The organism is Arcticibacterium sp. GJ41-1 (assembly GCF_055808875.1).
The window spans coordinates 3,806,757-3,830,937 of sequence record NZ_CM147888.1 but is presented as its reverse complement, the minus strand read 5'-3'; the positions used below and the strand labels follow the sequence as shown (position 1 = coordinate 3,830,937).

Here is a 24,181-nt window from a genome sequence, read left to right as displayed (position 1 = left end):
ATATAAAATGCCCCTTGGTAAGATTACCTTGGGGCATTTTTTCATAATTTGTGTTTTTTCTTATTTCACCACCAAGGTATACTTAGGCGTAGGGTTTAGTGGGCAAAAGTACTCGTATTCGCCTTTTTCTAAAGTCACTACTTTACTTGTTGAGCTTGTTCCTTCTTTGATAAGTTCTGTTACATAAGCCTCTTTGATATGGTGAGCTTCGTCAGACTTTCCTTTTGGCGTTAGCACAAAACCAAGGTCATGGTTTACGCCTTTATTAGCAACTTTAAATACATAGGTACCTGGCTCTAGTGTTAAGCTTTTCTGCGTAAATGCACCTTCAGTTTGTTCTAATGTTACCACTTTGGCGTCAGACTGAGCGTAAGTAGTGGTAGAAAATGTAAGAGCGAATGTTGCTACTAATGTAGCTAGTAAATTTTTCATTATAGTTATTGTTTTTAATATTTAATTATAATTCCTTATAAAGCCCTGTACTGTTTGAACACGGTCGAAATTCTTTCTTAAAAAAACTGATAAACAGCTTATTGATTTATAGAATTTTGAGTGTGTGAGTTTACTGGGCGATGTTTTTTTTGCTTCGTTTTTTTTCGAAAAAAAATGACGTCCCCACTGGAAAGTGAGCGGAGAATAAAGAAGGATTTTCGTTGATAAAGTAGTTGTCTCCTTCTTAAGAGTCTTTTTAATCTTTATTAATTTGATTTTAAATCGTTTGTCATGATTTTGGCTTTTTGGCCAAAATCACGCCAAACAAATAGCAATTGCTAGCCTCTTAGTTATTAATATGTCGCTCCTCTGGAGCTTAAAAAGAGTGGATTAAACTAATTCTGCGTTTAACTCCTGAGCCAATGGGAAATCAATGGCGAAACCTGCAAGGTTATGGATGTAATTACTGATGGTTTTGTCACCTATTATTATCACCACATCTATCAAATTTGCTTCGGTATATCCTGCTGCAAAGAATGCTGCTACGCTTTCGGCAGAGGCTTTTCCTTTATTGGCAGCGGCAGAAAGTGTGAATTTAACTAAGGCGTCTGTTTTGGCGTCAAAGCTGGCTGTGCCACCTCTTAATTCTAAGATTTGCTCTTCCGTAAAACCGTTCATTCCACCTAATACGGTGTGGGCACTCTGGCAATATTTACAGCCATTGTACTCACTCACTACCAAGTTTATCACTTCTCTTTCTTTGGCTTTAAGGGTTGACTTACGGTTTTGTAAAGCAAGGTAATCTGCAAGTGCCGTTTCGTTTTTGGCGTAGTAAGCATAAAGGTTTGGTACGAAACCTAAGCCTTTTTCAAGGTTATCAAAAATGGCTTGATTGTTTTCAGAAACTTCTTCTCTTGTTGGGACACTAAATGTTGACATCGTATTGTTGTTTTAATTGTTATTATCAAAATGATGTTACAAAGGTGCAGCAATACGAGAAGGCCTAAATAGGCGGAAATTCCTTTTAAGTTGGCAATTTTTCCTTTTGCTCCGAATTCTTGAAGTCGTTGGGCGAAATACCCTCATTATTCTTGAAAAAACGGCTGAAAGCCTGCAAATCTGAGAAGCCAAGATGGAAAGCAATTTCGGAAATACTACGCTCGCTATACTTTAAAAGTCTTCTGGCTTCTAGCAGGCGTCTTTCTTGAATGTATTGAAGGGGCGTTTTACTGCCAATTTTCTTAAAGAGGTTAGAAAGGCTCTTTGGACTTATATGAAGGAGGTCGGCGTAGTCGGCTACTTTATGTTTTTCTTTAAAGTGCTGCTCTACCAAATAATTGAAGGCACGTAGGCTGTCTACATACTCACCACCCGAAATGTCATATTGCAGCTGCTCTTTATAAATTCTGGTACAGAGTATCAGCATTCTTTTTAGCATCATCTGTAGCATTTCTAGCTGCAGGTTATCTCGCGACTCCATTTCTATGCACAGCATTTTCCAGACGGTTTCTAGTGTGTCCAGTTCTTTAGCGTTTGGTTTTATGATGGGTAGCGTAGCCGCACCAAAATATAAAATGCCTCGGCAGCTTATCTCGCTGTCGTGGTCTAGAATGCAGTAAAAAGGCTTGTTAAATTTTAGGAGCCTGAGTTTGTCAATGTTGACAGTTTCTACCTTATGAAATTCTGTAAGGCAAAGCAGCTCGTTGGTTTTAAAGGCATGCTCTTCGCCATCTATTTTTAGGCGGTTTTGGTCGGAGTCAAACCAAAGCATAGAAAGCTCTGAGTTTCTAGAGGCTTTTATCAAATAGCAGTTTTCGCTGGTAATGTTTACCACCTCAAAGTATTCCTGGTTTGGCCCCTCGTAACGCATGTGTTTCTTATGTGATTGTCAAATGTAATTAAATACGTTTTATGGTGGGGGGAGGTTTGGGGTTTTGTTAAATTTGGTGATTGAAACTTAAGATGAAATGCCATAGAGATTATGTCTTTTCACAAACCAGAGGTTTGTGAACGCGGCAAAGAAGCTGGAAGGTTTGCAGAGCTGGGTTTAGGTTGGTTGACATTTTATCCTTCTAAATTTCAAGAGCAGTTTTTGAAAGACTTGGCCAATATGGAAAGTTTGGGTAATATTCAATGGAAATTTAAGAAAACTGGTGAAATCTCAGACATCCCAAATTTGAAAACCAAAGTTCTGAATGCCTTAGGCTCTTTTGATAACACAACTAATAAATGGGTGGCGGGTGATGCGTTAAATGGATTATTCAATGATACTAAGGCCGTAAATAATATTAAAGCGTCTTTTGGTGGAGATATAGAGAATGCTGACTTATTAATCAACAAGTTATCTGGAAGTAGTTTTGATTCAATATTTGAAATAATCAATTAAGTATGTTAAAGTTTATGAAAATCGAAAATTCATATTCCCTTTTTAGAGCAAATTATGGTTATATGGCTTGCTCTAATAAAGATGAAGGTTGGGTTAGGGTATATGATAATACAGAAAGTTTGATTGCCGATCTTAAGCTAGATAATGTTTTTAGCATGACTATTCAACCTTCTTTTTTGATATGTATTGGGCAAAAAGAGTCCTTTACAAAAGTGTTTAGTTTACCTCAGTTAAAAGAGGTTTATAATTATTCTAATACCTTATACAATCTCGATTTGGACAATTCTGTCAATAGAAACCTATATATCGGATGTATTTCAAAAATGGAAGGGTTAAGGCTATTTGATTTAGAAAACCAAACAGATATAGCATGCCCGTATGAGGTAAGTAATTATTACGGATTCTTGAATTCAGAGACACTTTTGGTTTATTTGAATGACAACTCAACCCTTTTTTGTTGTGATCTGCAATTCAAGGAAATTTGGAGTTTAGATGTCACCGATATAGGTTATTTCAACGATGAACTTTTTGGCAGACGGCCTGGAAAGGTATTGGCTGTCGAGGTTTGGAACAACCAACTCATTGTACTAACGGGCAAAAAAATATTATGGCTTGAACTGGAAACCGGGCAACTGAACAATTGGATTATCCTTGAAGACGACATCGCATATGTCAATTACCTTAAAATTAATCTGCAAACAAGGCAGATTGAAGAGTCCTTATATAAGAAAGGAGGTATTCTATATAAAGATACGCCTACAGAGAAGTACACTATACGAGTAAAATTTTCCAATAAGCCTACTCTTCATGGTGGTAAACTTTGGGCAATAACCGATGACAGTTATGGTAGATATGCAGTAGCTATAGATAAGCTGACCGGTGAATATGTTTGGTACTACCTGCTGGATACAGACGGTAATCTAACTGCACCTAAATTTCATTCAAACAAAATGTATGTCTGGGATGACACTCAAAAACTTCACGTCTTTGAGGAGGGGGAAAACTATCTTCCTCTAGTGGGTCTCCGTTAGGGACCCTTTAGGATTGTGTTTGAAAGACTGTTCTCGTCTTCGCTCGAACTGACAACTCTCGACTGTTTTTTTTATATAGCTATGTCAGTTCGAGCGACAGTCGAGAATCTCCATACACTTGAATCGACTAAATTTTCCTCCAGCACAGTCTCCGTTAGGTACTCTGCGGTGTTTGTCCTTAAAAAGACTGTTATTCCTGTCTGCCTATTTATCCGCCGAATGGAGGACAGGCAGGGTCTTCGCTCGAACTGACAATTCTCGACTGTTTTTTTTATATAGCTATGTCAGTTCGAGCGACGGTCGAGAACCTCCATACACTTGAACCCACTTTTCCCCTCTTAGAGTCTGCGTCAGGGTCTCTGCAGTATTTCATAAATGCGTTTTAGAAAGCAAAGGCTCTACAAGCCAAGAAAAGCCCTTAGTTCAGCAGCAAACACATTTTCCTGATTCCAGGAAGTTCCAAAAGTCCCTTTTTCTAGTCTGTTTTGTAGTTCATTTAAAACAACGGGTTCTTTATTCCATTGTTCTGAAAGTCCGTAAATAGAAGCGTAGGTGGCATTGACTTCATAGAGTTTGCCGTCTTCTTCAAAAAGTACCCAAACATAGCCACCATAACCACTTCTGCTAGATGATGCGAAAAGTATATTTACGTTTTTGTATTTTCTTAAAGTACTATCCATCATATATTTCATGGCAGACCAATGCGATTCATCTAGATGAGGGGGGGCTTCAGTAGCTTCATAGTTTTCTTTTGAAATATGAATATCTTCAAAGGCAGCTAATAGCCCAATTTTTTTACTCTCCTCCCAATCGTTTAGATAAACGGGTTCTTGATTAAGTATTTCGTTCAGGGTTTTAATTTGGGCTTTGGCTGCTTTGCCTTTCCTTTTTTTCATGAGCTTATGTGTTTCTTTAGTCTAATGTTTTATATCTAAATACAAGATAAAGTAAAACTATATCAAACAGAAAATCCGTAAGAAAGCAAACCTTAAATTTACTATTCTGTCGTTTTTATTTCGCTGTATATAGAGCAGAAGTGGAATTGAACCTCTTAGAATACGCTGCTGAAGGGAAAGGAGGGTAGGGGCTTTGTTTTCTTAAATGTCCTCCAAATATGAAATCATTTCTGATGACTTATTGACTACTTTTTTAATGTTTCCATTTTCACCAACAATGATGTGAGTAGGATAAGCTTGTAAGTTTAAAGTCTCTTCAATGAGTTCTTTTTGATTAGGAATTACTTCATATTTGAATAATCTCTTTTTCAAAAACTTCTCTAAATCGGGTTTTGAATCTGTGGCCAAACTCAGGAATAGGATGTCGTTACGTGTTTTGTGTTTTTCTACGAGTTCATTTAACTCAGGGAATTCGGCGATACAAGCTGAGCAACCAATAAACCAAGTTTTAAAAACTAGCGTTTTACCTTTCGTATTTTCGTTGGTATAATGATTTCCATTTAGGTCAATAAAATCAAACTCAGGAAAGGTCATACTTTCTAGTTTGAAATGATTTAGTGCCGTTAAAGATTCATTTTTTATAGTTTGGATGATGTCTTTTGAAGCGTGTGAGTTTAGCTCATAGAGTTTATAAAGGTCACTTTTATCTTTAGACTTTACTTTTAAAGGAATGTAGTTACCGCTAGATAAAGCCATTAAAAAATCGGCTTTTTCAACTTTCTCAGACTTACTATCTATGGCCTCAAAATTAGAGGTCAATGAAATATTTTTATTATAGTATGTCCACCATTCCATAAAGTTAGTTTCAAGTTTCTTGGCATCCACTTTAGGGTCAAGGGTTTCCGTTTTTTTTTGACAAGAGAAAATCAATGTCAGAAAGAAGAATGTGGTAAGTATGTGTTGTATTTTCATTAGTATCCTGTAGCAGAATATTCTTTAGGAACCCTGCGATATTATATTTCAATTACAAGATAAAGTAAAACCATATCAAAACAGAATACCTGTAAGAAAGCAACCCTTATATTTATTATTCGGTCGTTTTTATTCAGCTAGCACAGTCTCGGTCAGGTACTTTGCGGAATTAATATTCTTAAAAAGACAGCTCTCCCTGTCTGCCTATTTATCCGCTGAATTGAGGACAGGCAGGGTCTTCACTCGAACTGACAACTCTCGTTATATACCAATGTCAGTTCGAGCGACAGTCGAGAACCTCCATACGCTAGAACCCACTAAATCCCTTTCCTCGTTCTGTTTTTCAATTTGGAAATTCGATTTTCGTAATACGTTTTTAACTCCTCCACAAAAGTCAAAGGGTTCTCATACTCCGAATAGACTTTATAAAGTTGGTTGTTTTTAGCTAGGTCAATTGCTTTTTTTAATCGTTCTTTTTCATGGGCAAGATAGTTTTCTGTAGAAGTGATTTTGACATTGGCTGCAGAATCGCTTAGCGTTAAAGTGCTATTTCCTTCAAAAATGTGAGCATGAAAGGCTTGTAATGCTTCCAAACTTTCATTTTTATAAATTTCTATTAGTTTGGCGGTAAGTTCTGTGGCTATATCCGTTTCGTTTTCTTTCATGAAGAATTTGTCGGGATGTACATGAAGCATGGCTTCACGGTAAAGCCTTTTTTTCTCCTTTTGCTCTTCTGAAGTAGCTAGCTTCGTCTCTGTTTTTTTTGTGCTTATTAAGCCAACAGGTTCTTGATAATTCTTACCTCGCTTTTTTTGTTCTAGTCGTTTTTCCTTTTTCTTCTTCTTAATTTCCTTGTATAGCACATAAAGCTCATGTGCTTCTATTATCAAATCACTTAAATGCGAACGAAGCGTTGTTTCAAAAGCATAGGTCTGAATTTCAATAGCCTCTAGTTCGAGTTTGAGCTGTTCTATCTCCGCTTCTAGTTTTTTATTATCAATCTGGCTAAGCCTTGTTTCTGACATGGATTATTTTCAATTAAGACTAGCCAAAGTTAAGACAAACAATCAATCATTTTCTAAGGTACTTACTGTACCTGAAATAGTGCAAGATAGTTTTGCGGTATTGTAGATGGTACCAAACTTTTCAAGGTTCTTCTTTAGCAAGGCAGGATTAAGGTTTTTGTCATTGCTATAAATAGTCAAATGGTACTCTATTTTGTCCATTCTTGGCGGATTTGTCAGTCTAACGGCATTTACCTCTAGGGTAGCTTTGGTGTAGTTAAATTTCAGCATATCCGAAAAACGCTCCACATTTTTCAGCATACAGGCCGCAAAAGAACCTAAGAAAAGCTCAGCAGGGTTTGGTAAGCTTTCAGCGGATTTTGGGGTAGTGCCAAAATCAATATTAGACTCCTTTATATGAATGATAGCATCCTGATTTGAGGTGGAAGAAGCTTTGATTTGATAGTTCATGGTTTTCTTTTGAAGCACATAACTTCATTTGTTTATTGTGAAATTACAATAGCTTATGGAAAGGAAATATGAGTATTGTCACTTAAGGTGGATAAAGATTATTTAGCTACTCTTAAAGCTTCTGCATAGGCCTTATCAAAATGACTTTCTTCTACGGCTTTTGCTGCTTTTTCAACATCATATTCCACTCTTTTAAAGGAAACTTTCAAGCTGTCTGATTTAGGAGAAATTGACTGATTTAGTTCTAAAATGGCGTAGCAAGCTCTTGGGTCGCCGTCTTTAGGTTTGCCCACAGAGCCAATATTTACCACATGTTTGAAGGAATTTCCGTCCTCAATTATCCTATGAAAAGGTTTATGGGTATGTCCGCATAAAAGCACACCGGCTTTATGAAATTCCATCATGCTTATAACCTCATCTTCAGGGTAGTCTATCACCATATAATCATTTATTGCTTTCACACTTCCGTGAACCATTAGCAGGTTAAAAGGCTCCTCATTGGTGACAAAGTTTAGGGTTAAATGCCTAGGCAGGTTAATGAGGTAATCTTTATTGTCATCATTGATCATGGTGCTTGTGAGGCCTTTGTTTGAAGGCTTGTCTTCATCAGTAACTGGTTTTAGCAAAGCTTCGTCATGATTTCCCATGATGGTAGGTATGAGCCTTTTTCTTATTTCATTTACCACTTCGTTTGGCCAAACATTATAACCTACCAAGTCTCCCAAGCAGTAAATGGCGTCCACTTTTTCTGATTCAATATCCTTGAAAAAAGCTTCAAGGGCGGGTAAATTGGCATGTATATCTGAGAAGAAAGCTATTTTCATTTTCTAAAATCTTATGGTGTAAATATATTGGTTTTAAAAGCCATAGAGTAGTATGAATTATACATTAATCGGCTGGTTTTAATTCCTATAATTTAATATTCCTGGTTGGCTGTTTGCCCTTTTTTTAAATATTAATACATAAAATTTTCCTTTGGAAAAGCCTTTTTGTTTTAGTGTCAGGAAGGCTAAAACTTTGGTGTTTTAACTTTGAAATACTATGTTTTATACCTCACAAAACGATTCTGAACCACCTTATCCAAATAGATTTTAGAATCTATACATGCAAAGTTTAATTTCTCTGCCAGCTTGCTAAACAGTGAAACTCCACCGCCTAATAGCGTGGGAATTATGGTAATGGTCATTTCGTCTATTAAGTCTTCTTTTAGGAAGTTTTGAATAGTGCTGCCACCATCAATATATAAGCTGTAGAAGCCTTTCGCATGAATTTGTGCTAGAATTTCGTTTAGGGTTCCTTTTATCAGCATTGCTTTGCCTTCGTATTCCGCAGGGATTTCAGTCAAGGTGTTGCTAAGCACAAAAACTGGTTTCTGATAAGGCCAGTCTATCTCAAAACCGCATACGGTTTCAAAAGTGGTTCTTCCCATGACTAGAGCATCTATTTCTGACATGAATTCGGTATATCCCATGTCATTGTTCTCAGGATTAGGGATAGCATGTAGCCAATCTATTTCTCCATTTGCATCTGCAATGTATCCGTCTAAACTAGTGGCTATAAATACTTTGTTTTTCATGTTCATGATTTTGAAACTAATATTATTGATGTCAATAGAAAACCCTTCTGTCGAAAAAATGCTATTTATATTACTAATGAAAAATCAAATTCCTTGTAATGATGGATTTGATGGTCGGCATATTCGCTCATTTTATTTTGAGAACTTAAAGCTACAGTTTTCAAGCCGGCTCTTTTGGCAGCCATTAGTCCTGAATTTGAATCTTCAATTGCGATACACTCCTTCGCATCAAGGTTTAATTTTCGTAGGGCTGTCATATAAACGGAGGGGTTTGGCTTTCCTTCAAACTCAAATTCTGAGGAGGCTATGGCATCAAAATAATCAGAAAGGCCTAATTTTTCTAAAACTACAGGAATCAGTACAGCGGGCGAGTTGGTGGCTAAACCAATTTTAAATCCAGCTAGCCTTATTATCTTCAGGAAATGTTTAACATCTTTAATGGCTTTTCCTTCTTCTTTAATAAGTTCAGATACTCGCTCTACCACACTATTTTCAATACTTTTTAAAGTTCTTCCTTCCCAAGGAAACTTCTCAAACCAAAATTCAGTAACCTCTGATGTGGTCATTCTTTCGGTGATTTTACATAGTTCTTCTGTCAGCTCTACACCCAAAGAAGAGAAAACTTCTTTTTCCGCTTTTTTCCAGAGAGGCTCGGAGTCTATAATTATTCCATCCATGTCAAAAATAAAACCTTTCAAACCTTGATGAATTTTTGGAATCATATTTTTTGATTTAGAAGAATCTCAGATTTTAGCTTTATTAATTTGCCCAAAAGGGTTGTGGTTTGGACTATTTCGGGCATTCCTAATTTATCTGCAAGTTTAGAAATTTCAAGATTTAAACTATCTATTTCTGTCCTTCTGTTTTTCCTAATGTCTTCATATGTTGAAATAAGTTGCCCATCTGATCGCTCGCTTATCTGTAATAGTTTCTTCTCAATTCCTTTGGCATCAGTTTTTATACCATATTCATTAGCTAAACTTGAACATTCTTGAATAACTGTACGGGCTAGTTTTAGAGCCTCATTGTTATTCTTAAAAATTCCATTGTCAACCTCAATTAAAGGGCAGATGGAATTAAAAGCACAATTTATGATGACTTTGTCCCAAACGTGTTTTAAAATGTTAGTGTCGGTTTCAAAAGCAAAATGAGGGGTGTTAATTATACTTACATGCTGTCTTAGGGTATTTAAATTGCCATTAATCAGTCCTACTGGAGAGGAAGCTACCGTTTTAAAAGAGACCTCCTGATTTTCTAAAACTTGGCTGGTGGAAAACAATACACAACGATATAGCTCTTTAAAATCACTAAACGGCTTTTCTATGTTTAAACCATTTTGTAGTAAAATAATGGGGAAATCACCTTTTATAGCTTTGAGTTTCTCAGCTATAAAAGAGTTGGCAAAGGCCTTCGTGGTGATTAAGACAATACCATTAATCTCCGTGATTTGACTAAAGGTGGTAGTAGTTATGTTTTGTACAAAAATCTCTCCTTTTTGGTTAACCACTTTAATGCTTTTTCTTTCAGCAAGGCCGTGGTCTACACTTCCTCTAATGATACTTACATCTTTATTTTCTTGTTGGAGAAAAACACTTAGTGCCTTTCCTATAGCTCCGGCTCCTACAATGTAAATTTTCATTTTACTTAATTTAATTTAATTTAATGATTTCTCCATCTTCTGGTACATGGAGTCTTTTCATGTCAATGTTGCTGGCCTTTATGAATTCTTTCATTTGTGTCCTTGTGACAGTTTCATGGTCTAATGCACCCATATGGACAGTGATTACGGTGGTTTCCTCTTTGTAATTTAAGAGCTCTAAAACCTGTTTTTCATCCATGATTACTTTAAAAGAACGTTCTATGTCGAGGTAAGTTTTGAAAGGGTTGCTCTCTGGGTAAAAACTGTTTCCACCAGCATTGCACAGAACAATTTCTGGCTTAAACTGGTCTATATTTTTTTTGATTGGTTCGCACCAAATGGTATCTCCAGTTATGTAAAGCACAGGTTCATCATTTGTTTCCATGACATACCCAGATACCGCTCCCATGACATTTAAAATATCTCCTTCACCATGCTGAGCAATTACCCTTGAAATTTTAATAGCATCAACACTGATTTCGTGGTCAATGCTTGTCACATTTTCAAAACCGCATGATTCTATGTTTTCAGCGTCAGCTGTTTGAACAAAAAACGGCATAGATTTAGGAATAAGCTCCTTCGCTTTTGAATCAAAATGGTCAGGATGCAGATGAGTTAAAAGTACATAATCTACATCGTGTAATATTTCTGAAATAGAGAAAGGTAAAGGTACTGTGGGGTTAGGCGATTTTCCTGCAAAGGGCGGAAGACTGTTTATATCACCCAAAAATGGGTCAATAAGCCAAGTTTTGTTGCCAAACTTAATTTTAACGGTGGCGTTTCTAATTAATTGAATTTCCATATTTACATTGCTTTTTGACAAATGTAAATTCAACCACAAGGCACAGGGCTATTCAAAATTGCTAATTTCTCTTCTGTACTTTTCAGGTGTTTTTGCTAGTTGTTTTTTGAGAATTGGGTAGATGGCAGTGGCTTCCTTAAAACCTACCAAAAATGCAATTTCGTTTATAGATACAGATGTATCTTTTAGTAATTGCTTCGCCTTTGCTATCCTAACCGCCTTGATGTATTGATATGGCGATATTTTATACATTTTGGTAAAGGTTCTTAAGAAATGAAAAGACGACATAGAAACCTCTTCTGATAGCTGTTTGACAGATAAATCGGCATTTGAATAATTACTGTAGATATAGTCTTTTGCTATATACATTCTTCTGGCAAGTTCTTTTTTCGTTGACTTTTTAGCTGCCGGAATTTGAAGTTGCTTTCTTTTTTCCTTTTGGTCTACATGCAGACTCTTCGTTAATATTTGTGCCAGAAAGACTTCCTCCTCATCTTCTTGATAAGACTTTATTATCCTTTTGAAATCAGAGTTTTTGACATGTAATTGATTAGTGAAAACATAGTTTGTATTGCAGTCAAAAGGGTTTTCTAAAAGTTTTTCATTTGAGTTTAGCGAGGCATAGAGAGCCTTGGCGTAGAAATTATAATTAAGATGAATATTAAAGGTTTCAACAGTTTCTTGCGAATCAATTTCATACCTAAATGACTCGTATGGATTAGAAATATAAAAAGTTTGTTCGCAAATTTTAAGGTCTCTTTTATTGGCGTTTAACCTTAGGCTGCCTTTCTCATTTGTGAATATGCTGAATGAACTTTCATGTATGATTTTTTCATACTTTGTGTTCTTAGCGTTAACCACCACATTAGGCCATTCTATATCAGTTACTTCAGAATGAACTATGTTCTTCATTCTATCAAGTATTTTTTGTTCAGGAAACTGGAATAGATGCATTTTCTTAGAATGTCTAGTAGTATATTTTACAATTATGCAAAGCTTTAAGTTCTAGTTTAACAACTTTTAGAAGTTAATTTTCAAAGCCAATACCTTTCGCCACCTTAATTTCAAATGCCGCCACAGCCAGTACCACAATAACTTCTAGAATGACATACCCAAACCCAAGCGATGTCATAGTGTCGGAATGGTAAACCATAAAACCGAATGAGAGAATGCAGTAAGCAATATTTATAAAAGCTATGGCAATGAGGTGCTTTGCGGTGTTTTTACTATTTGTGCGGTAGCAATAAACGTCAAAAAGAATAAAAATGCAGGGCAGGAGAGCTAGAAAATAAAGCGTATCTGAAGGTATACCAAAAAGTGGTTCAAACTTCACTAATACCACGCCTAATAAAAAGGCAGAAAGGCAAGCCCCAAGTCCGTCTATCAGAAATAGCTTTTTAGGATGCTGTTTAGCCCAGTTTAGTGTTTGATTTTGTGGCATGTTTTAAAATTTTTGGCACCGCTCCGTGAGGTCTTCCTGCCTGTCGGCAGACTGGTTTGACCTCGTGGAACTGTTATTCGGTCTTCAAACCACTCTAAAGTTTTATTGAAAATAATCATCTCGTAATGTTTTGATGATATCATTTCTATGGTTTTCGTTTAGACTATATTATTAGTGTAATTAAATTTTAATCATCGGTCTGAAAACCGAAAGACATTTACGCAAAGTCTTCTTGACTTTGCGTAGCTAAGTTTAAGTACCAAATATAGGCTTTTCTAAGGAGGGGTTTAACCTTCTATAAATCCAACAACCTCGTAGGCTCGTGTCCCTCTGGTTTGTATTCTTTCGTATAAAACGTTGTTGAATTCATAAAGCGACCTTCCGCTCAAACTCACTCTTTCAGTTTCTGCTGGTAGCTCATATACCACAGTACCTATTTCAGGGTTTACTACTTTATAAAAGTTGTTGACTTTGACGTAGTAAATACCACTATGTAAGAAATAGTTTACACCTCGAAGACTCACGGTTTTATAACCTAAAGGCAATGTTCTAATTTGAAAACCAACACTCGGAATTGCAGGTACATACCTACCTCCGTTTAGTCTGTAAAATCGACTATTGTCATAGTAAAGCGATGTACCATTATGTTTAACTACAGTGGCAGGTTTTGGAAGTGTACGTACTGTTACCACTTTCTTTTTGGTGGTTTTATAAACTACGTTTTTTCTCGGTACCACTGTTTTGGTCACTACTGTCTTTTTATTGACTACCGTTTTGCTAGTGGAGTTTCTTTGCTTATCTCGCTGTGAAAACCCGTTTACAGAAAAACCGAAAATTAATGCCAGTGCTAAGGTGATTTTGATTACTCTTTTCATAATTATTTGTTTTAAGCTTTTAATGCACTTAAGACGAATGACGAAAAGAAAGGTTTAATCTATTTAATAAAATTAACAATAGTTAAGGATATAGTTTAAAGCACTTTTACCCTTACGTTTTTGTAAATCTCACCAACTGAGAGTTTTAATCTCGCTTTCTGTAAGGGCTCTGTCAAAAACAGCTAAGCCGCCAATTTGCCCTTTATAATAATTGCCCATACCCCGTTTTAATAAAACAGCCCCCACGGTAAAATCGGAACCGTTGTTTCCCATGCCATCTGGGAAGTAATATGGGTTTTTACTATGTGTTAAACCTTCTGGATATTCTTCAAAACCTACAGTGTGATCAATCAATTCAGGTTCACGTGCTTTAAATTCTCCATTCATGTAAGATTTGATATAAGTGCCATCATACGTAAAGGCAGCACAAAACCATTCATTAATGGGTACAATCTGTCCACTGGCAGAATAATCTATAGAGAAGGGGAATGGGGGAGTGGCTCTGCCAGAGCTTGAAATATGTCCACAAACCTGATTTCGACCGTTATAATGCGGTAAAGAAACAAACAGACCGTATTGTCTTTTTCCGCCATCTTGGTATTCATTCCATAGGCCTCCTACAAAACTAGTTTGCTTACCTGTCCATTTGAGCCAGGCTATGACAGTAACTTGAGAATTCTCACCATAAATATTTAGTTTCCCAGTTTTTATATGCGGTAAACTAAGGTAATTGTCACCATCCAGTTTTATAGAATAACCTGAAACCGGGCCTTCATTTATTCGTTCTATTTTTCCATTAGCTTCTTCTAAAGGGAATTTACCTTTTCCTACTGCTTTCCTTTTTTTGCCAGAAGACTCGTCAAATTTCCATAAAGCAGTAAATCCATCGGTAGATTGAATATTTTCAATTAAATCAATATTGGGTTTTGATAGTATTTCTTGAGCTTTTCCGTGTTGGAAGCAAAGAATTGTAATAGAAAGGGTGAAGAATGTTTTTTCGAGAATGTTTCTCATTGTTCTAAATGTGGCTGATTGTTTAATTTCATAATTTATTAAACCCTGCATGCAAAACAATTTCTTTCTCATTCCATTTTAAAACACCATTTACGCCATCCGGAAGACTAATAGAGCCTGTCAGGTTTTCATTATTGTCAAAATGAAAATCTGTTTTTATATCTCCATTGATGGTAGGGTAGCTGAGTTTTATTTCTTTTAAATCACTTGGGTTTGGAGAAATTTCTACTGTTTTAAAACCAGCACTAGTTGGCTTAATACCTGCCACCACACTAAAGTAAAAGTGTAAGGGATGGGCGGTCCATGGATGTACTTCAGAACGAGGGTTTTGTTCCAATCTTTTTTCTGGCGTACCAGACATGCCCATAGCTATCATTTCTTTCCATGGAGCTAGAGCCTCTGTGAAGTTACCTTCATTGGTCTTTTCCATGGCCTCAAACATATAGAAATGGTAGAATAGGTTAGCGTAGCTATCAAAGTCAGTTTCATTACTCAATACTTTTTGCATCAATTTTTTAGAGTCTGCTGGGCTGTGAGCATTGGTCAAAACGGCAAGAATACTGGCTCTTTGGTCATAGAAGTCTGCTTCAGGATTATCCTTATAAATGCCTTTAACCGCATCAAAACATAAGTTCCGAGTAACTGTTGCATACTTTGTACCTTCACTTCTGTAGTATTTAGCTTTTTCTCTGTAGCCTAACCATTCCAAAATATCTGCAGCATTATGTAAAGTATAGGCGTAGTTTAAAGTCAAAATTGCCGATTTGTCGCTTTTATTACTCAGCGATTTTACGCCTTCTTTTGGGGCGTACCAATCAATAAACATCTGATATTCAGATTCGCCTACCAAACCGTTTTCACCAATCAAGGTTTCGTAATAATCAAAGACTTCTTGAATCTCACCGAGGTAAGGTTCTATGCGTTTTTTGTCGCCTTCTTGCATCATGAGGTCATGCAGCATATCAATCCAGATAAGGGAATAAGTAGGCAGCACAAAAGTGGCTTTTAATGGATAACAGCTTGTTATATTTCCGTCGGGTAACCTGGAATTATTAAACTGTTCCATGGCACTGTGAAAGTAAGTAAGGTCGCCAGTTAGGGCTGTCCAGGCTTTTAGGTGCGGACGTAAATCTCCCACATACTGCATTTGCTCATAATAGGCATCACTTATCAAATTATCTTGAGCACACAGTTTCATGGTTTTCCAGCACAAGTCCCAAATAGCGTCATAGTCACTATTTTCAGTCTGGAAACTAGCCTTCAGTGGAAATTCTGATGCGGAATAAACATTATAAAAGTCATTAATTACCAGCGGCTCGTCTTTAGTGGTGATGTCAAGCTGAACAAATCGGTAAGCCCTAAACCATATAGGCTGAAATACCCTACGCTCACCGCCATCCATGGTGTAATGGTCATGAATTCCCTTTATGACCTTGCCCTCTAAATCGTTTCTGTTTCCTTTTAAATTACCCTCGCCATAGAGTGCTTCGGAGTAAGTGACCAGTATATCACTGTTCTTTCCTTTTGAAAGGTCAAGTTTTGGGTAACCTATGGTTTCATATCCTACATCCACCAATATACTGTGCGTAGAATTAGCCGGAATAGTAATTGTTTTTTGACCGAAAGGGCTATCAGCTTTAGGCAGTTTCTTTAAGTCGGTTCGAGCTATTTTAGTGAATTTCTCATCTCTGTTTGTCTGAATTTCTGTGGTTCTTGGCTGCATAATCCATCCATGACCATAACCTGTAGTGGTTTTAGGTTCCGAAAATATCATGGACGGTTTCACCCATTTGCTGTCATCATAAGCTAGTTTTTGCCAGCCCCAAGGGTATTTGCTAGCATCTATATAATCTGTAGGGTTGGCTGCATAAAAACCTCCTACTATAGCTTTTTCACCACCACGCCAGTGTACAGTGATTTCTTCAATAGATTCATTTTTTAAAACTTTCCAGTTGCCTTCGTCTGTGGTATTAAGAAAGGTCTCTTTGTCTGAATTTCCTTGAATCAAAAAACCAGTTTGAAAAGAAATAATCCCATGGCTGCGGTCTGCACCCCAATTCATGACTTCGGCAGCAATAATGTTTTTGCCAGGTTTAAGAAACGTAGCTATATCAATGCTTTCATAACGCCAATGTCTAGGGTCGGCTAGTTGCGGGCCATAACCAACTTCGGTTCCGTTTACATAAAGTCTGTACCTATTATCTCCCGTAACATGAATAATGCAAGAAGCAGGAGCAGCATCGAGGTTAAAAGTATTTCTAAAATGTAAGAGTCCGTAAGCGGTCTTGTCCACATCTGGGTGGCTTATCCATTTTGCATTCCATTTGTCTGGGTGTTGAGGCAGGGTATGATTGGCGTATTGAGCAATGGCGGCAGTAAGGCCAAAGACGCTTAAAAGTATAGTTAAAATACTGGTTTTTAGATGCTGAGTCATATTAGGTTTCTAGGCCAGCTGAAACTGGCGATAGGGTTGAGGTTAAAACGGATTGCGGTAAACCGACAATTGAGAAGCTTAAATATAAAGCTTTGGTCAAAAGAAAGAAATTATAAGGTCTAGAATGACCTAGTTTGTCATACTTATGAGGTTTATTTTTTTGAAGGTTTTGGTTTTTTAATCAAGTTTAACCGCTAGTTGATTAATGTATAAAGGCGGCGTTGTCAATAAAAGGTTTGGCGGTAATGAAAAAGCTGTTAGATTAGTATCCATTTAAGAATAGTATCTGCACCTTTGGTGTAGATACCCAATCGTTATAAGAAATGAAAAAATACTTATGAAAAAGAGTGAAAATTCGATGATATTTTTTTTGGCTTATTTGATGATTATTGGGATTTTGCTATTTGCTACATGTTGGGCATATGATACCAAATCTTTGATAAGCCAATATGCAGAAATCGTTGCAACAGGACTTGGTTTTATATTGGCTAGCTATCAGTTAAGGTTATCAACGAATCAGTATTTTGATAATTTAAAGACGAAGGAGAGAGACTTTTTGGACCTAATTATAGAGACAAAATCAGATAATGACTTTTATTCAATTAAGACTCAAGTTCTAAATAAATCAGGCGTTGACAAAGAAATTGATTATTCATTCTTAGTGATAACTAAACAGGAAGATGATATAATTAAGGAATTTCGCTATTTGTCTGAACAATTGGATATTAACTTTAATATTGATTGTACTAATAATTTTAATCGGATTAAGGACTTTGTCTCAAAACCAGAGTTTATTGACAACTCTATTTGCCTTATTCCATTAAAATTCTACTATAGTGAAAATGTCAAGATTGGTAATGAAAACCCATCTTATACTTATTCATTTGACAATAATATTTTTAAGTTAAATAAAGGGATTTATTCTGTCAGATTTTTTATTTATCCCAAAGATGGATATCATAGAAGTACTGTTGATAGTTTGATAATAAAATGACTATCGCCCCGCCCCAAGAGGTCTTCCTGCCTGTCGGTAGACTGGTTTGACCTTTAGGTATTGAGACCGCAATATGTTCGGTTAAAATTAAATCTTAAATGTCTAAATGGCATCACTTTAAAAGTCTAAGAAGCCAAAACCCGCTCCGTGAGGTCTTTTTGACCTCGTGGAACTGTTATTCGGTCTTCAGACCGCTACATTGAAAATGTTTGTGCAAAGAATAGACCTATACTATTCATAATGTATATATGATAGACTTTCTGTAGTTGTTGTATTAGCTATTTTAGTGTAATTAAATTTTAACCATCGGTCTGAAGACCGAAAGACATTTTACGCAAAGTCAAGAAGACTTTGCGTAGCTAAACACAAAGAACAGCTTTTACCATTCATTAACGTCTAAATGGTATCCTTTTTAAGAGGGTCAATAATTGGGTTTGAAGGTAATTCAATTTCAATCAAGCCTGTCTTACCTACATAATTTGATGCACTGCTATGTAAATAATGGGAGGCCTTATTTACAATTCCTGCCCTAACTGGATTCATATGGATATAATTAATTTTTGACCACATAAAAGGTTCAGAAAAGACTTCTTCAGCATGATTGTTTAGTTGCCAGAATTGATATTTGGTATTTCTTTGATGGCTATTGGCTGCAAATTCAAATCTTTTAAGCATCCAATCTGACCTAGATTCTGGACCCTCCATAATTCGCTTTAGAATCATTTGAGCGGTGTATTTTTTGAAGTCTCTGACCAAGTTTGATAACTCTTTCTTTTCAGATTGCATCATTATATGAAGATGGTTGCTCATTATTACGAAAGCGTAAATATTCATTCCCTTTTCCTTTTGACAAAATTGGAGACTGTTTATAATAATATCCTTATAATCTTTTCGTGTAAAAACGTCAACCCATTCAACCCGCTCCGTGAGGTCTTTTTGACCTCGTGGAACTGTCATTCGGTCTTCAGACCGCTCTAAAGTTTTATTGAAAATGTATGTGACATGAATAACCTTTATAATCATCTAGTAATGTTTTGAGGATATCACTTTTGTGGTTTTCGCTTAGATTATATTAATTAGAGCAATTAAATTTTAACCATCAGTTTGAAGACCGAAAGACATATTACGCAAAGTCAGGCCTGCCTGTCGGCAGACAAGAAGACTTTGCGTAGCTCATTTTTTTTAAAACTTTTACCATTCATTAAGGTCTAAATAGTATCCCTTAAAAACCTAAGAAGCCAAAACTTCCTCATACCTAAACTTAGTAATGGCAATAATCAAATCAACAGGAAGTGGTTGGTCTAAAGGAAAACGAATCGTTCCTTTGGAAGGATTGTAAGGAGCAAGCTCTTTCTCAAAAGCTGCAGTACCGCTAGAGGTAGGATAAAAGCCTAAATGCTTTTTAGTAACAGCATAGTAAACCAGCACCTTTTTGAATTTTATGGCGGGCATATTATAACTAATGACCTCTTGGGCTTCGGGAATAGTTTTAGCCAAAATAGCACGAATTTGTTTTAAAATAGGCTGCAGCACTTCCTCCTGCATGTCAATGTATTCGTCTGTACTTTGATATTTATGTCCTTTCATCTTTTGCTGTTTAAAACACCTGAAATTACATATTTATTTAAAATCGCAACTAGTTTATTTCACAGGTTTATACACCACTTTAGTACTTGCGGGATGTTTCAAGAGCATATTTGCAGGGCGTATGGGTCTTTTCTCAAAACCACCACCACAGTTTGGGCATACTGATTTGAGTACATCATTTACACAGTCTGTGCAGAACGTACATTCATAGGTGCATATCATGGCTTCCGTACTTTCTGGCGGAAGTAGTTTATTGCAGTTTTCGCAACTTGGCCTAAGTTCCAACATTATATTTAGCTTTATGGTGAACAGGGAAATTAAGGGAGTTGGCTATAAAGCAGAGTTTGTTTGCTTTTTGATGAAGAGCATCAGCTTTGGCTTTCATGCTAGCATCCGCCAGTGTGATATTTGGGTTTAAGCTTATTTCTGTAAATCTGCCTGAGCCATCCTTGTTGTCAATCATGACACCAGTAGGCTCATCACTGTATGCCAGTACATTTATGGAAGCAGTGCTGCATAAGTGCAAATACCACAGCATGTGGCAAGAAGACACAGAAGCTAGCAGCATTTCCTCAGGATTATGCTTGGTAGCATCTCCTCTAAATGCAGGGTCAGACGAACAGTGAATGTCTGTCTTGTCCTTTATTTTAATTACATGGCTACGCTCATAAGTTCTGTAGTCTTTTGTTCCAGAACCCGTGTTGCCGTTCCATGTTAGTTTTACGCTGTAATGATGCTCTTTTGCCATGTTTTACTTATGATTTCCTTTTGATGAGATAGCCTGCCTCAATTTTCTCAAAACCAATTTTTGGATAATAATCTACCGCACTAGGTGCTGCAATAAGTATCAAAGTAACCTTTTCTCCTAATTCTTTTTGCGTCACTTCTATCAATTTTTTGCCAATTCCTTGGTGTTGATAGTCTTTGCATATCGCCAAATCTGCCAAATAACAGCAGTAGCAAGCATCTGACAAAGAGCGAGCTACGCCCACTAATTTATCGCCATCCCATGCGGAGGTAATCAGGTTGGATTTGGCATACATGGCGGTAATTCTGTCAAAGTCTTTGGTAGGTCTGTTTATTCCAGAGCTATCGTATACTGCTATGATTTCTTCTGTTTTGGGCGTTACGCCAATTTTATATGTGATCATGTTTTTTTGTTATAAATGTTGAATTGACTTTGAATTGTCCTTGACTTCACTAAAACTATTCTTTGTCTATAAAATCTACCTTTTTATCCCGCTGGCCTTCCGGCCGGGATTTTATTTTTTGCGGGTCGCCGCACCGTTTGAAAAAAACGAACCGGGGAGGCGTTCCTCCCAAAAAAGCAACACGGCAGCGGCCGACCGTCCTGTAAACTCGAAAAGTCAAAATTTTTATTATCGACTATATGTATTTTTAGCTATTAAACTAGAATTTCGACTGTTCTCAGACAGTACAGGGCGAAATAAGGAATTCACTTTGTTGTTTTTTTCAGATGACAGGGTTAAAGCTCCAGAGGAGCGAAATGTTAATAGAACCCTCTATTAATCTCAAAAGCTATTCGTTTGGCGTGATTTTTTTGTAAAAATCATGACAAACACTGTCTTCTAAAACTATTTCAAATGTTCTGGTAAATCAATTTTGGCACCATGGCTATCAGGTACTGGCTTTTGACGAAGCGGTTTTATAGGAATCAAACCCGTCCAAATAGGCAAATCCATTTCGTCTTCTTCATGACTTGGGTCGCCTTGGCGTATTTTGGCAGAAGCTTCCTCTAATGAAAATCTTATTCCAGTGGTTTTGTCTAGTTCCTTTTTACTCATAGGTTTTAGATAATCCCAGCTATTGGGTACCATCTTTTCTGTGAGTGCTTTAAAAGCATCATATTTTTCCTCTTGACTTTCTAGAAGTTCGCCTTTGGCAAAAATCACTACCGACCTATAATTTACCGAGTGATGAAAAGCTGTTTTGGCTATGACCAATTCATCAGCCAGCATCACCGTAATACACACCGACCTACCGTCAGACAGCATTCGCATCAAATGACTGCCTACTGAACCATGTAAATAAACATAGTTTCCTACTCGCACAAAAGATTGAGGTATACTAAAAGGTTCATTGTTTTCAGCATAGCTAATGGTGCAAAAAAGTGCTTCATCAAGTATGTTATAAATCTGCTGGTCGTCATAGTGAGCTCTCTGATTTGCCATTCTGCTTGGCGTGGTTCTTTTGGTTTTTCTTTCCATAATTCTTGTAATTGATGAAACAAAATTAGAGTTTTACTGGGTGGTGTAAATAGTCCAGAAGTGATAAAGTGTATAGTCCGGTAATGGTAGAACTCATAAATATTGACAAGGAAAACGAGAAGCCAGTTTTCAGACAGATAGCCGACCAGCTTATAGAAAACATACAAGCGGGTACTATTAGGGCAGGGGCAAAGCTACCTGGAAGCAGAAAGTTGGCGGAGCTTTGGGGTGTTCACAGAAAAACGGTATTGGCCGCTTTGGATGAACTGATAAACCAAGGTTGGTTAGAAACCAAACCAGGTAGCGGCACTTTCATTGCTATGAAAATTGGGGCGGAAAGCATTACGGAGTTGCAAGTTTCGGAAGAAAATAAAGGGAAGGCAGCTAAGGTAGAGGTGCCTCAGATTCTGAAAAGGAATTTACATTTAACCAAAGAGAAATATCACTTAGACGATGGACTTCCAGACCCTCGTTTGGCTCCAGTTTCAGAATTAAGCAGGGCCTATAAAACGGCTTTGACGGCAGGTAACCTATATCCAAAATATACCTATGCCGACACCAAAGGCCATCTCTATTTACGAGAGGTTTTAGCCGACTATTTATTAAAAACACGAGCTTTGGAAGTAAGTCCTGAGCAAATAATGATTACTAGAGGAGTAACACAGGCGGTTTATTTGGCTATCCAGGCTTTTGTTTCAAAAGGTGATACAGTAGCCATGCCTCAGTTAAATTGGTCTTCGGCAGAAATTAACTTTAAATACCATGGAGCCACCGTGGTAAATGTGCGAGTAGACAAGGAAGGCTTAGATGTGGAGCATCTGGAAGAGCTTTGTCAAGAGCATAAATTTAAGATGCTGTATGTAACGCCACATCATCAGTATCCTACCACGGTGATTATGCCCGCCTACAGGCGAGTGAAGCTAGTGCAGCTGGCTAGGAAGTATGGTTTCTACATTTTTGAGGACGATTATGATTACGACTTCCATTACACCAGTCACCCAATAATGCCTTTGGCATCTACTAATCATGGTGATTTTGTGCTTTATGCAGGTTCTTTTACTAAGTCTATTTCACCTGTTTTTAGGCTAGGCTATTTGGTTGCTCACAAAGACCAAATAGACCTTATGTCTAGAGTTAGGCGTTTGGTTGACCGTCAAGGAGATACACTTCTGGAATTGGCGGTAGCCGAACTACTAAAACTGGGTATAGTGCAGCGTTACCTCCGGAAGAATAAGAAGATTTACGAACAGCGTCGCAACTATTTTTCAGAACTCTTGACAGAGCAATTAGATGGTTGTCTAAATTTTGAAAAGCCTATGGGCGGGATGTCAATCTGGACCAAGTTTAATGATGATATTGACCTTATAAAGCTAGCGGAAAGAGCTTTGAAAAAAGACTTGTATTTCTCTGATGGTAATCAGCATTGCGGTAGCTACCCGGGTTTAAACAGTACACGCTTAGGTTTTGCCTCTTCTACAGAGGAGGAGTTAGAAACAGCCGTTAAGATTCTTAAATCATTGATTTGACAAATGAGCCAGTAAAGTTTCTACGCTTTGCTGCTCTTGGAAATTGATGTTTTTTTCCTCTTTAAATTCTTTTAACTCCTTTTTAGATAGGCCAAACTGCTTATAGAAATAGTTTTTATCTTCTATTCTAAAAGCCTCCCCATCTTTGAAAATAAAGTACTCAGGTTTATCAATATACTCCGCTGTATATTCTTTTGATGTGATATTATAGGGGTCTAAAATATCTCTATTAATGTCATTGGATTGAACCTTTCTATTATCACACAGTAAGTTGAATTGCCCTACTTTTTCGTTCGTGAAATATGCAAAAGCCATAAGACTAACGTCAGGGAAACTTGTGTAGGTTACATCATTGATGATGAAGAATTCAGGTTCCACCAAAATTCTTTGATTACTAAATGAATTAGATTTAAAGTGTACCCGCTGATACACCATATTATAACTTAAATAACCCTCTACTACATCTTGACCAGGTAACTTTAAGCTCCCTTTGTGCCATTCTTGGTCATAGAGATAAGGAGTGCCAAGAGCATATTCTTTTTTTTCTATGGTACTTCCTTGGAAAAGATATTTAGTGAAATGTAGAATTTCTGGTTTTGCCGTATCACTTTTTATTATTTCATAGTACTCTTCGAAAATATAAGAGGGATTATAAGTCATCTCTCTAGCGTCATTGTAGTTTTGAGCTATTCCCATGAAGGGGATTAAAAGTAGGAGGATTATTTTTTTCATTGAGTTTGATTTAATTGTTAAAGTTATAATAAATATTATAATAATCAAATATGAATAAGGGCATTAATAGCTTAGTAGCTAGTTAGTGAAATGAGGTTGAAAACTTTGTTTTGAACAAACTTTAAAAGCCTTTAATCTGTT

The 24,181-nt window shown here is 36.8% G+C and carries 28 protein-coding genes; 4 read left to right on the top strand and 24 right to left on the bottom strand.

What is annotated here, in order from left to right; genetic code table 11:
* Positions 1 to 60 precede the first annotated feature (60 nt).
* From AC0L6O_RS15935 to AC0L6O_RS15925, 3 genes are all read right to left on the bottom strand, one after another.
* A complete protein-coding gene (locus AC0L6O_RS15935; RefSeq protein ID WP_473303723.1) occupies positions 61 to 432 on the bottom strand; it encodes a cupredoxin domain-containing protein in 372 nt (123 codons plus the stop codon).
* Positions 433 to 822: 390 nt separating this feature from the next.
* Positions 823 to 1,371 (bottom strand): carboxymuconolactone decarboxylase family protein, encoded by a 549-nt coding sequence (locus AC0L6O_RS15930; RefSeq protein WP_473303721.1) that lies wholly within the window; start codon positions 1,369 to 1,371, stop codon positions 823 to 825.
* Positions 1,372 to 1,456: 85 nt separating this feature from the next.
* Positions 1,457 to 2,302, bottom strand: a complete 846-nt coding sequence (locus AC0L6O_RS15925; protein WP_473303720.1) for a helix-turn-helix domain-containing protein — start codon at positions 2,300 to 2,302, stop codon at positions 1,457 to 1,459.
* A 111-nt stretch (positions 2,303 to 2,413) separates the two neighbouring features.
* Between AC0L6O_RS15925 and AC0L6O_RS15920 the strand changes: the two genes are divergently transcribed.
* Positions 2,414 to 2,818 carry a hypothetical protein gene (locus AC0L6O_RS15920; RefSeq protein WP_473303719.1) on the top strand — a complete coding sequence of 135 codons (405 nt, stop codon included), beginning with the start codon at positions 2,414 to 2,416 and terminating at the stop codon, positions 2,816 to 2,818.
* Positions 2,819 to 2,832: 14 nt separating this feature from the next.
* Positions 2,833 to 3,849, top strand: coding sequence for a hypothetical protein (locus tag AC0L6O_RS15915; protein WP_473303717.1), 1,017 nt, complete (start codon positions 2,833 to 2,835; stop codon positions 3,847 to 3,849).
* A gap of 398 nt (positions 3,850 to 4,247) precedes the next feature.
* Here the strand turns inward: AC0L6O_RS15915 and AC0L6O_RS15910 are convergent, their stop codons facing one another.
* The 14 genes from AC0L6O_RS15910 to AC0L6O_RS15845 all read right to left on the bottom strand — a co-directional run bounded on the left by AC0L6O_RS15910 (position 4,248) and on the right by AC0L6O_RS15845 (position 16,973).
* Entirely contained in the window at positions 4,248 to 4,745 is a 498-nt protein-coding gene (locus AC0L6O_RS15910) for a hypothetical protein (protein WP_473303716.1), read from the bottom strand.
* Positions 4,746 to 4,946: 201 nt separating this feature from the next.
* A complete protein-coding gene (locus tag AC0L6O_RS15905; RefSeq protein WP_473303715.1) occupies positions 4,947 to 5,717 on the bottom strand; it encodes a TlpA family protein disulfide reductase in 771 nt (256 codons plus the stop codon).
* A 317-nt stretch (positions 5,718 to 6,034) separates the two neighbouring features.
* Positions 6,035 to 6,742 (bottom strand): hypothetical protein, encoded by a 708-nt coding sequence (locus AC0L6O_RS15900; protein WP_473303713.1) that lies wholly within the window; start codon positions 6,740 to 6,742, stop codon positions 6,035 to 6,037.
* Positions 6,743 to 6,784: 42 nt separating this feature from the next.
* A complete protein-coding gene (locus AC0L6O_RS15895; protein WP_473303712.1) occupies positions 6,785 to 7,192 on the bottom strand; it encodes an OsmC family protein in 408 nt (135 codons plus the stop codon).
* Positions 7,193 to 7,290: 98 nt separating this feature from the next.
* A complete protein-coding gene (locus AC0L6O_RS15890; protein ID WP_473303711.1) occupies positions 7,291 to 8,016 on the bottom strand; it encodes a metallophosphoesterase family protein in 726 nt (241 codons plus the stop codon).
* Positions 8,017 to 8,231: 215 nt separating this feature from the next.
* Positions 8,232 to 8,768, bottom strand: a complete 537-nt coding sequence (locus AC0L6O_RS15885) for a dihydrofolate reductase family protein (protein ID WP_473303709.1) — start codon at positions 8,766 to 8,768, stop codon at positions 8,232 to 8,234.
* 65 nt (positions 8,769 to 8,833) lie between these two features.
* On the bottom strand, positions 8,834 to 9,490 hold the full coding sequence (gene hxpB / locus AC0L6O_RS15880; protein ID WP_473303708.1) for a hexitol phosphatase HxpB: 657 nt from the start codon (positions 9,488 to 9,490) through the stop codon (positions 8,834 to 8,836).
* Positions 9,487 to 10,407, bottom strand: coding sequence for a ketopantoate reductase family protein (locus AC0L6O_RS15875; protein ID WP_473303707.1), 921 nt, complete (start codon positions 10,405 to 10,407; stop codon positions 9,487 to 9,489). The genes hxpB and AC0L6O_RS15875 overlap by 4 nt, the downstream gene beginning before the upstream one ends.
* Before the next feature lie 10 nt (positions 10,408 to 10,417).
* Positions 10,418 to 11,209, bottom strand: coding sequence for an MBL fold metallo-hydrolase (locus AC0L6O_RS15870; RefSeq protein WP_473303706.1), 792 nt, complete (start codon positions 11,207 to 11,209; stop codon positions 10,418 to 10,420).
* A 48-nt stretch (positions 11,210 to 11,257) separates the two neighbouring features.
* Positions 11,258 to 12,121, bottom strand: coding sequence for a helix-turn-helix domain-containing protein (locus tag AC0L6O_RS15865; protein ID WP_473303704.1), 864 nt, complete (start codon positions 12,119 to 12,121; stop codon positions 11,258 to 11,260).
* A 115-nt stretch (positions 12,122 to 12,236) separates the two neighbouring features.
* The gene (locus tag AC0L6O_RS15860) at positions 12,237 to 12,650 is read right to left on the bottom strand and encodes a hypothetical protein (protein ID WP_473303702.1); all 414 of its coding nucleotides are present in this window, start codon (positions 12,648 to 12,650) and stop codon (positions 12,237 to 12,239) included.
* A 287-nt stretch (positions 12,651 to 12,937) separates the two neighbouring features.
* The gene (locus AC0L6O_RS15855; RefSeq protein ID WP_473303701.1) at positions 12,938 to 13,525 is read right to left on the bottom strand and encodes a DUF6515 family protein; all 588 of its coding nucleotides are present in this window, start codon (positions 13,523 to 13,525) and stop codon (positions 12,938 to 12,940) included.
* Positions 13,526 to 13,654: 129 nt separating this feature from the next.
* A complete protein-coding gene (locus AC0L6O_RS15850; protein ID WP_473303700.1) occupies positions 13,655 to 14,539 on the bottom strand; it encodes a LamG domain-containing protein in 885 nt (294 codons plus the stop codon).
* 28 nt (positions 14,540 to 14,567) lie between these two features.
* The gene (locus AC0L6O_RS15845) at positions 14,568 to 16,973 is read right to left on the bottom strand and encodes a family 78 glycoside hydrolase catalytic domain (RefSeq protein ID WP_473303698.1); all 2,406 of its coding nucleotides are present in this window, start codon (positions 16,971 to 16,973) and stop codon (positions 14,568 to 14,570) included.
* A 337-nt stretch (positions 16,974 to 17,310) separates the two neighbouring features.
* Here AC0L6O_RS15845 and AC0L6O_RS15840 point away from each other — a divergent pair, with 337 nt between their 5' ends.
* Complete coding sequence (locus tag AC0L6O_RS15840; RefSeq protein WP_473303696.1) at positions 17,311 to 17,967, top strand: hypothetical protein; 657 nt, start codon at positions 17,311 to 17,313, stop codon at positions 17,965 to 17,967.
* A gap of 396 nt (positions 17,968 to 18,363) precedes the next feature.
* On the opposite strand, the gene AC0L6O_RS15835 is transcribed toward AC0L6O_RS15840, so the two are convergent.
* The 6 genes from AC0L6O_RS15835 to AC0L6O_RS15810 form a co-directional block, all read right to left on the bottom strand.
* The gene (locus tag AC0L6O_RS15835) at positions 18,364 to 18,990 is read right to left on the bottom strand and encodes an REP-associated tyrosine transposase (protein ID WP_473303695.1); all 627 of its coding nucleotides are present in this window, start codon (positions 18,988 to 18,990) and stop codon (positions 18,364 to 18,366) included.
* A 207-nt stretch (positions 18,991 to 19,197) separates the two neighbouring features.
* Positions 19,198 to 19,554, bottom strand: a complete 357-nt coding sequence (locus AC0L6O_RS15830; RefSeq protein WP_473303694.1) for an iron chaperone — start codon at positions 19,552 to 19,554, stop codon at positions 19,198 to 19,200.
* Positions 19,555 to 19,608: 54 nt separating this feature from the next.
* Positions 19,609 to 19,842 (bottom strand): DUF1272 domain-containing protein, encoded by a 234-nt coding sequence (locus AC0L6O_RS15825; protein WP_473303693.1) that lies wholly within the window; start codon positions 19,840 to 19,842, stop codon positions 19,609 to 19,611.
* Positions 19,829 to 20,302 carry an OsmC family protein gene (locus AC0L6O_RS15820; protein ID WP_473303692.1) on the bottom strand — a complete coding sequence of 158 codons (474 nt, stop codon included), beginning with the start codon at positions 20,300 to 20,302 and terminating at the stop codon, positions 19,829 to 19,831. The genes AC0L6O_RS15825 and AC0L6O_RS15820 overlap by 14 nt, the downstream gene beginning before the upstream one ends.
* A gap of 7 nt (positions 20,303 to 20,309) precedes the next feature.
* Entirely contained in the window at positions 20,310 to 20,705 is a 396-nt protein-coding gene (locus AC0L6O_RS15815) for a GNAT family N-acetyltransferase (RefSeq protein WP_473303690.1), read from the bottom strand.
* A 444-nt stretch (positions 20,706 to 21,149) separates the two neighbouring features.
* On the bottom strand, positions 21,150 to 21,782 hold the full coding sequence (locus tag AC0L6O_RS15810; RefSeq protein WP_473303688.1) for a pyridoxamine 5'-phosphate oxidase family protein: 633 nt from the start codon (positions 21,780 to 21,782) through the stop codon (positions 21,150 to 21,152).
* Between the two features lie 83 nt (positions 21,783 to 21,865).
* On the opposite strand from AC0L6O_RS15810, the gene pdxR reads away from it, so the two are divergent.
* A complete protein-coding gene (gene pdxR / locus AC0L6O_RS15805) occupies positions 21,866 to 23,308 on the top strand; it encodes a MocR-like pyridoxine biosynthesis transcription factor PdxR (RefSeq protein WP_473303686.1) in 1,443 nt (480 codons plus the stop codon).
* Here pdxR and AC0L6O_RS15800 read toward each other — a convergent pair.
* A complete protein-coding gene (locus tag AC0L6O_RS15800) occupies positions 23,297 to 24,040 on the bottom strand; it encodes a hypothetical protein (RefSeq protein WP_473303685.1) in 744 nt (247 codons plus the stop codon). The two genes, pdxR and AC0L6O_RS15800, sit on opposite strands and share 12 nt — an antisense overlap.
* Positions 24,041 to 24,181: the final 141 nt, after the last annotated feature.

Excerpts from the sequence above, each read along its gene's own strand:
- AC0L6O_RS15935 (WP_473303723.1), bottom strand. The coding sequence starts at position 432 with ATGAAAAATTTACTAGCTACATTAGTAGCAACATTCGCTCTTACATTT.
- AC0L6O_RS15930 (WP_473303721.1), bottom strand. The coding sequence starts at position 1,371 with ATGTCAACATTTAGTGTCCCAACAAGAGAAGAAGTTTCTGAAAACAAT.
- AC0L6O_RS15925 (WP_473303720.1), bottom strand. The coding sequence starts at position 2,302 with ATGCGTTACGAGGGGCCAAACCAGGAATACTTTGAGGTGGTAAACATT.
- AC0L6O_RS15920 (WP_473303719.1), top strand. The coding sequence starts at position 2,414 with ATGTCTTTTCACAAACCAGAGGTTTGTGAACGCGGCAAAGAAGCTGGA.
- AC0L6O_RS15915 (WP_473303717.1), top strand. The coding sequence starts at position 2,833 with ATGAAAATCGAAAATTCATATTCCCTTTTTAGAGCAAATTATGGTTAT.
- AC0L6O_RS15910 (WP_473303716.1), bottom strand. The coding sequence starts at position 4,745 with ATGAAAAAAAGGAAAGGCAAAGCAGCCAAAGCCCAAATTAAAACCCTG.
- AC0L6O_RS15905 (WP_473303715.1), bottom strand. The coding sequence starts at position 5,717 with ATGAAAATACAACACATACTTACCACATTCTTCTTTCTGACATTGATT.
- AC0L6O_RS15900 (WP_473303713.1), bottom strand. The coding sequence starts at position 6,742 with ATGTCAGAAACAAGGCTTAGCCAGATTGATAATAAAAAACTAGAAGCG.
- AC0L6O_RS15895 (WP_473303712.1), bottom strand. The coding sequence starts at position 7,192 with ATGAACTATCAAATCAAAGCTTCTTCCACCTCAAATCAGGATGCTATC.
- AC0L6O_RS15890 (WP_473303711.1), bottom strand. The coding sequence starts at position 8,016 with ATGAAAATAGCTTTCTTCTCAGATATACATGCCAATTTACCCGCCCTT.
- AC0L6O_RS15885 (WP_473303709.1), bottom strand. The coding sequence starts at position 8,768 with ATGAAAAACAAAGTATTTATAGCCACTAGTTTAGACGGATACATTGCA.
- hxpB (WP_473303708.1), bottom strand. The coding sequence starts at position 9,490 with ATGATTCCAAAAATTCATCAAGGTTTGAAAGGTTTTATTTTTGACATG.
- AC0L6O_RS15875 (WP_473303707.1), bottom strand. The coding sequence starts at position 10,407 with ATGAAAATTTACATTGTAGGAGCCGGAGCTATAGGAAAGGCACTAAGT.
- AC0L6O_RS15870 (WP_473303706.1), bottom strand. The coding sequence starts at position 11,209 with ATGGAAATTCAATTAATTAGAAACGCCACCGTTAAAATTAAGTTTGGC.
- AC0L6O_RS15865 (WP_473303704.1), bottom strand. The coding sequence starts at position 12,121 with ATGAAGAACATAGTTCATTCTGAAGTAACTGATATAGAATGGCCTAAT.
- AC0L6O_RS15860 (WP_473303702.1), bottom strand. The coding sequence starts at position 12,650 with ATGCCACAAAATCAAACACTAAACTGGGCTAAACAGCATCCTAAAAAG.
- AC0L6O_RS15855 (WP_473303701.1), bottom strand. The coding sequence starts at position 13,525 with ATGAAAAGAGTAATCAAAATCACCTTAGCACTGGCATTAATTTTCGGT.
- AC0L6O_RS15850 (WP_473303700.1), bottom strand. The coding sequence starts at position 14,539 with ATGAGAAACATTCTCGAAAAAACATTCTTCACCCTTTCTATTACAATT.
- AC0L6O_RS15845 (WP_473303698.1), bottom strand. The coding sequence starts at position 16,973 with ATGACTCAGCATCTAAAAACCAGTATTTTAACTATACTTTTAAGCGTC.
- AC0L6O_RS15840 (WP_473303696.1), top strand. The coding sequence starts at position 17,311 with ATGAAAAAGAGTGAAAATTCGATGATATTTTTTTTGGCTTATTTGATG.
- AC0L6O_RS15835 (WP_473303695.1), bottom strand. The coding sequence starts at position 18,990 with ATGATTATAAAGGTTATTCATGTCACATACATTTTCAATAAAACTTTA.
- AC0L6O_RS15830 (WP_473303694.1), bottom strand. The coding sequence starts at position 19,554 with ATGAAAGGACATAAATATCAAAGTACAGACGAATACATTGACATGCAG.
- AC0L6O_RS15825 (WP_473303693.1), bottom strand. The coding sequence starts at position 19,842 with ATGTTGGAACTTAGGCCAAGTTGCGAAAACTGCAATAAACTACTTCCG.
- AC0L6O_RS15820 (WP_473303692.1), bottom strand. The coding sequence starts at position 20,302 with ATGGCAAAAGAGCATCATTACAGCGTAAAACTAACATGGAACGGCAAC.
- AC0L6O_RS15815 (WP_473303690.1), bottom strand. The coding sequence starts at position 20,705 with ATGATCACATATAAAATTGGCGTAACGCCCAAAACAGAAGAAATCATA.
- AC0L6O_RS15810 (WP_473303688.1), bottom strand. The coding sequence starts at position 21,782 with ATGGAAAGAAAAACCAAAAGAACCACGCCAAGCAGAATGGCAAATCAG.
- pdxR (WP_473303686.1), top strand. The coding sequence starts at position 21,866 with ATGGTAGAACTCATAAATATTGACAAGGAAAACGAGAAGCCAGTTTTC.
- AC0L6O_RS15800 (WP_473303685.1), bottom strand. The coding sequence starts at position 24,040 with ATGAAAAAAATAATCCTCCTACTTTTAATCCCCTTCATGGGAATAGCT.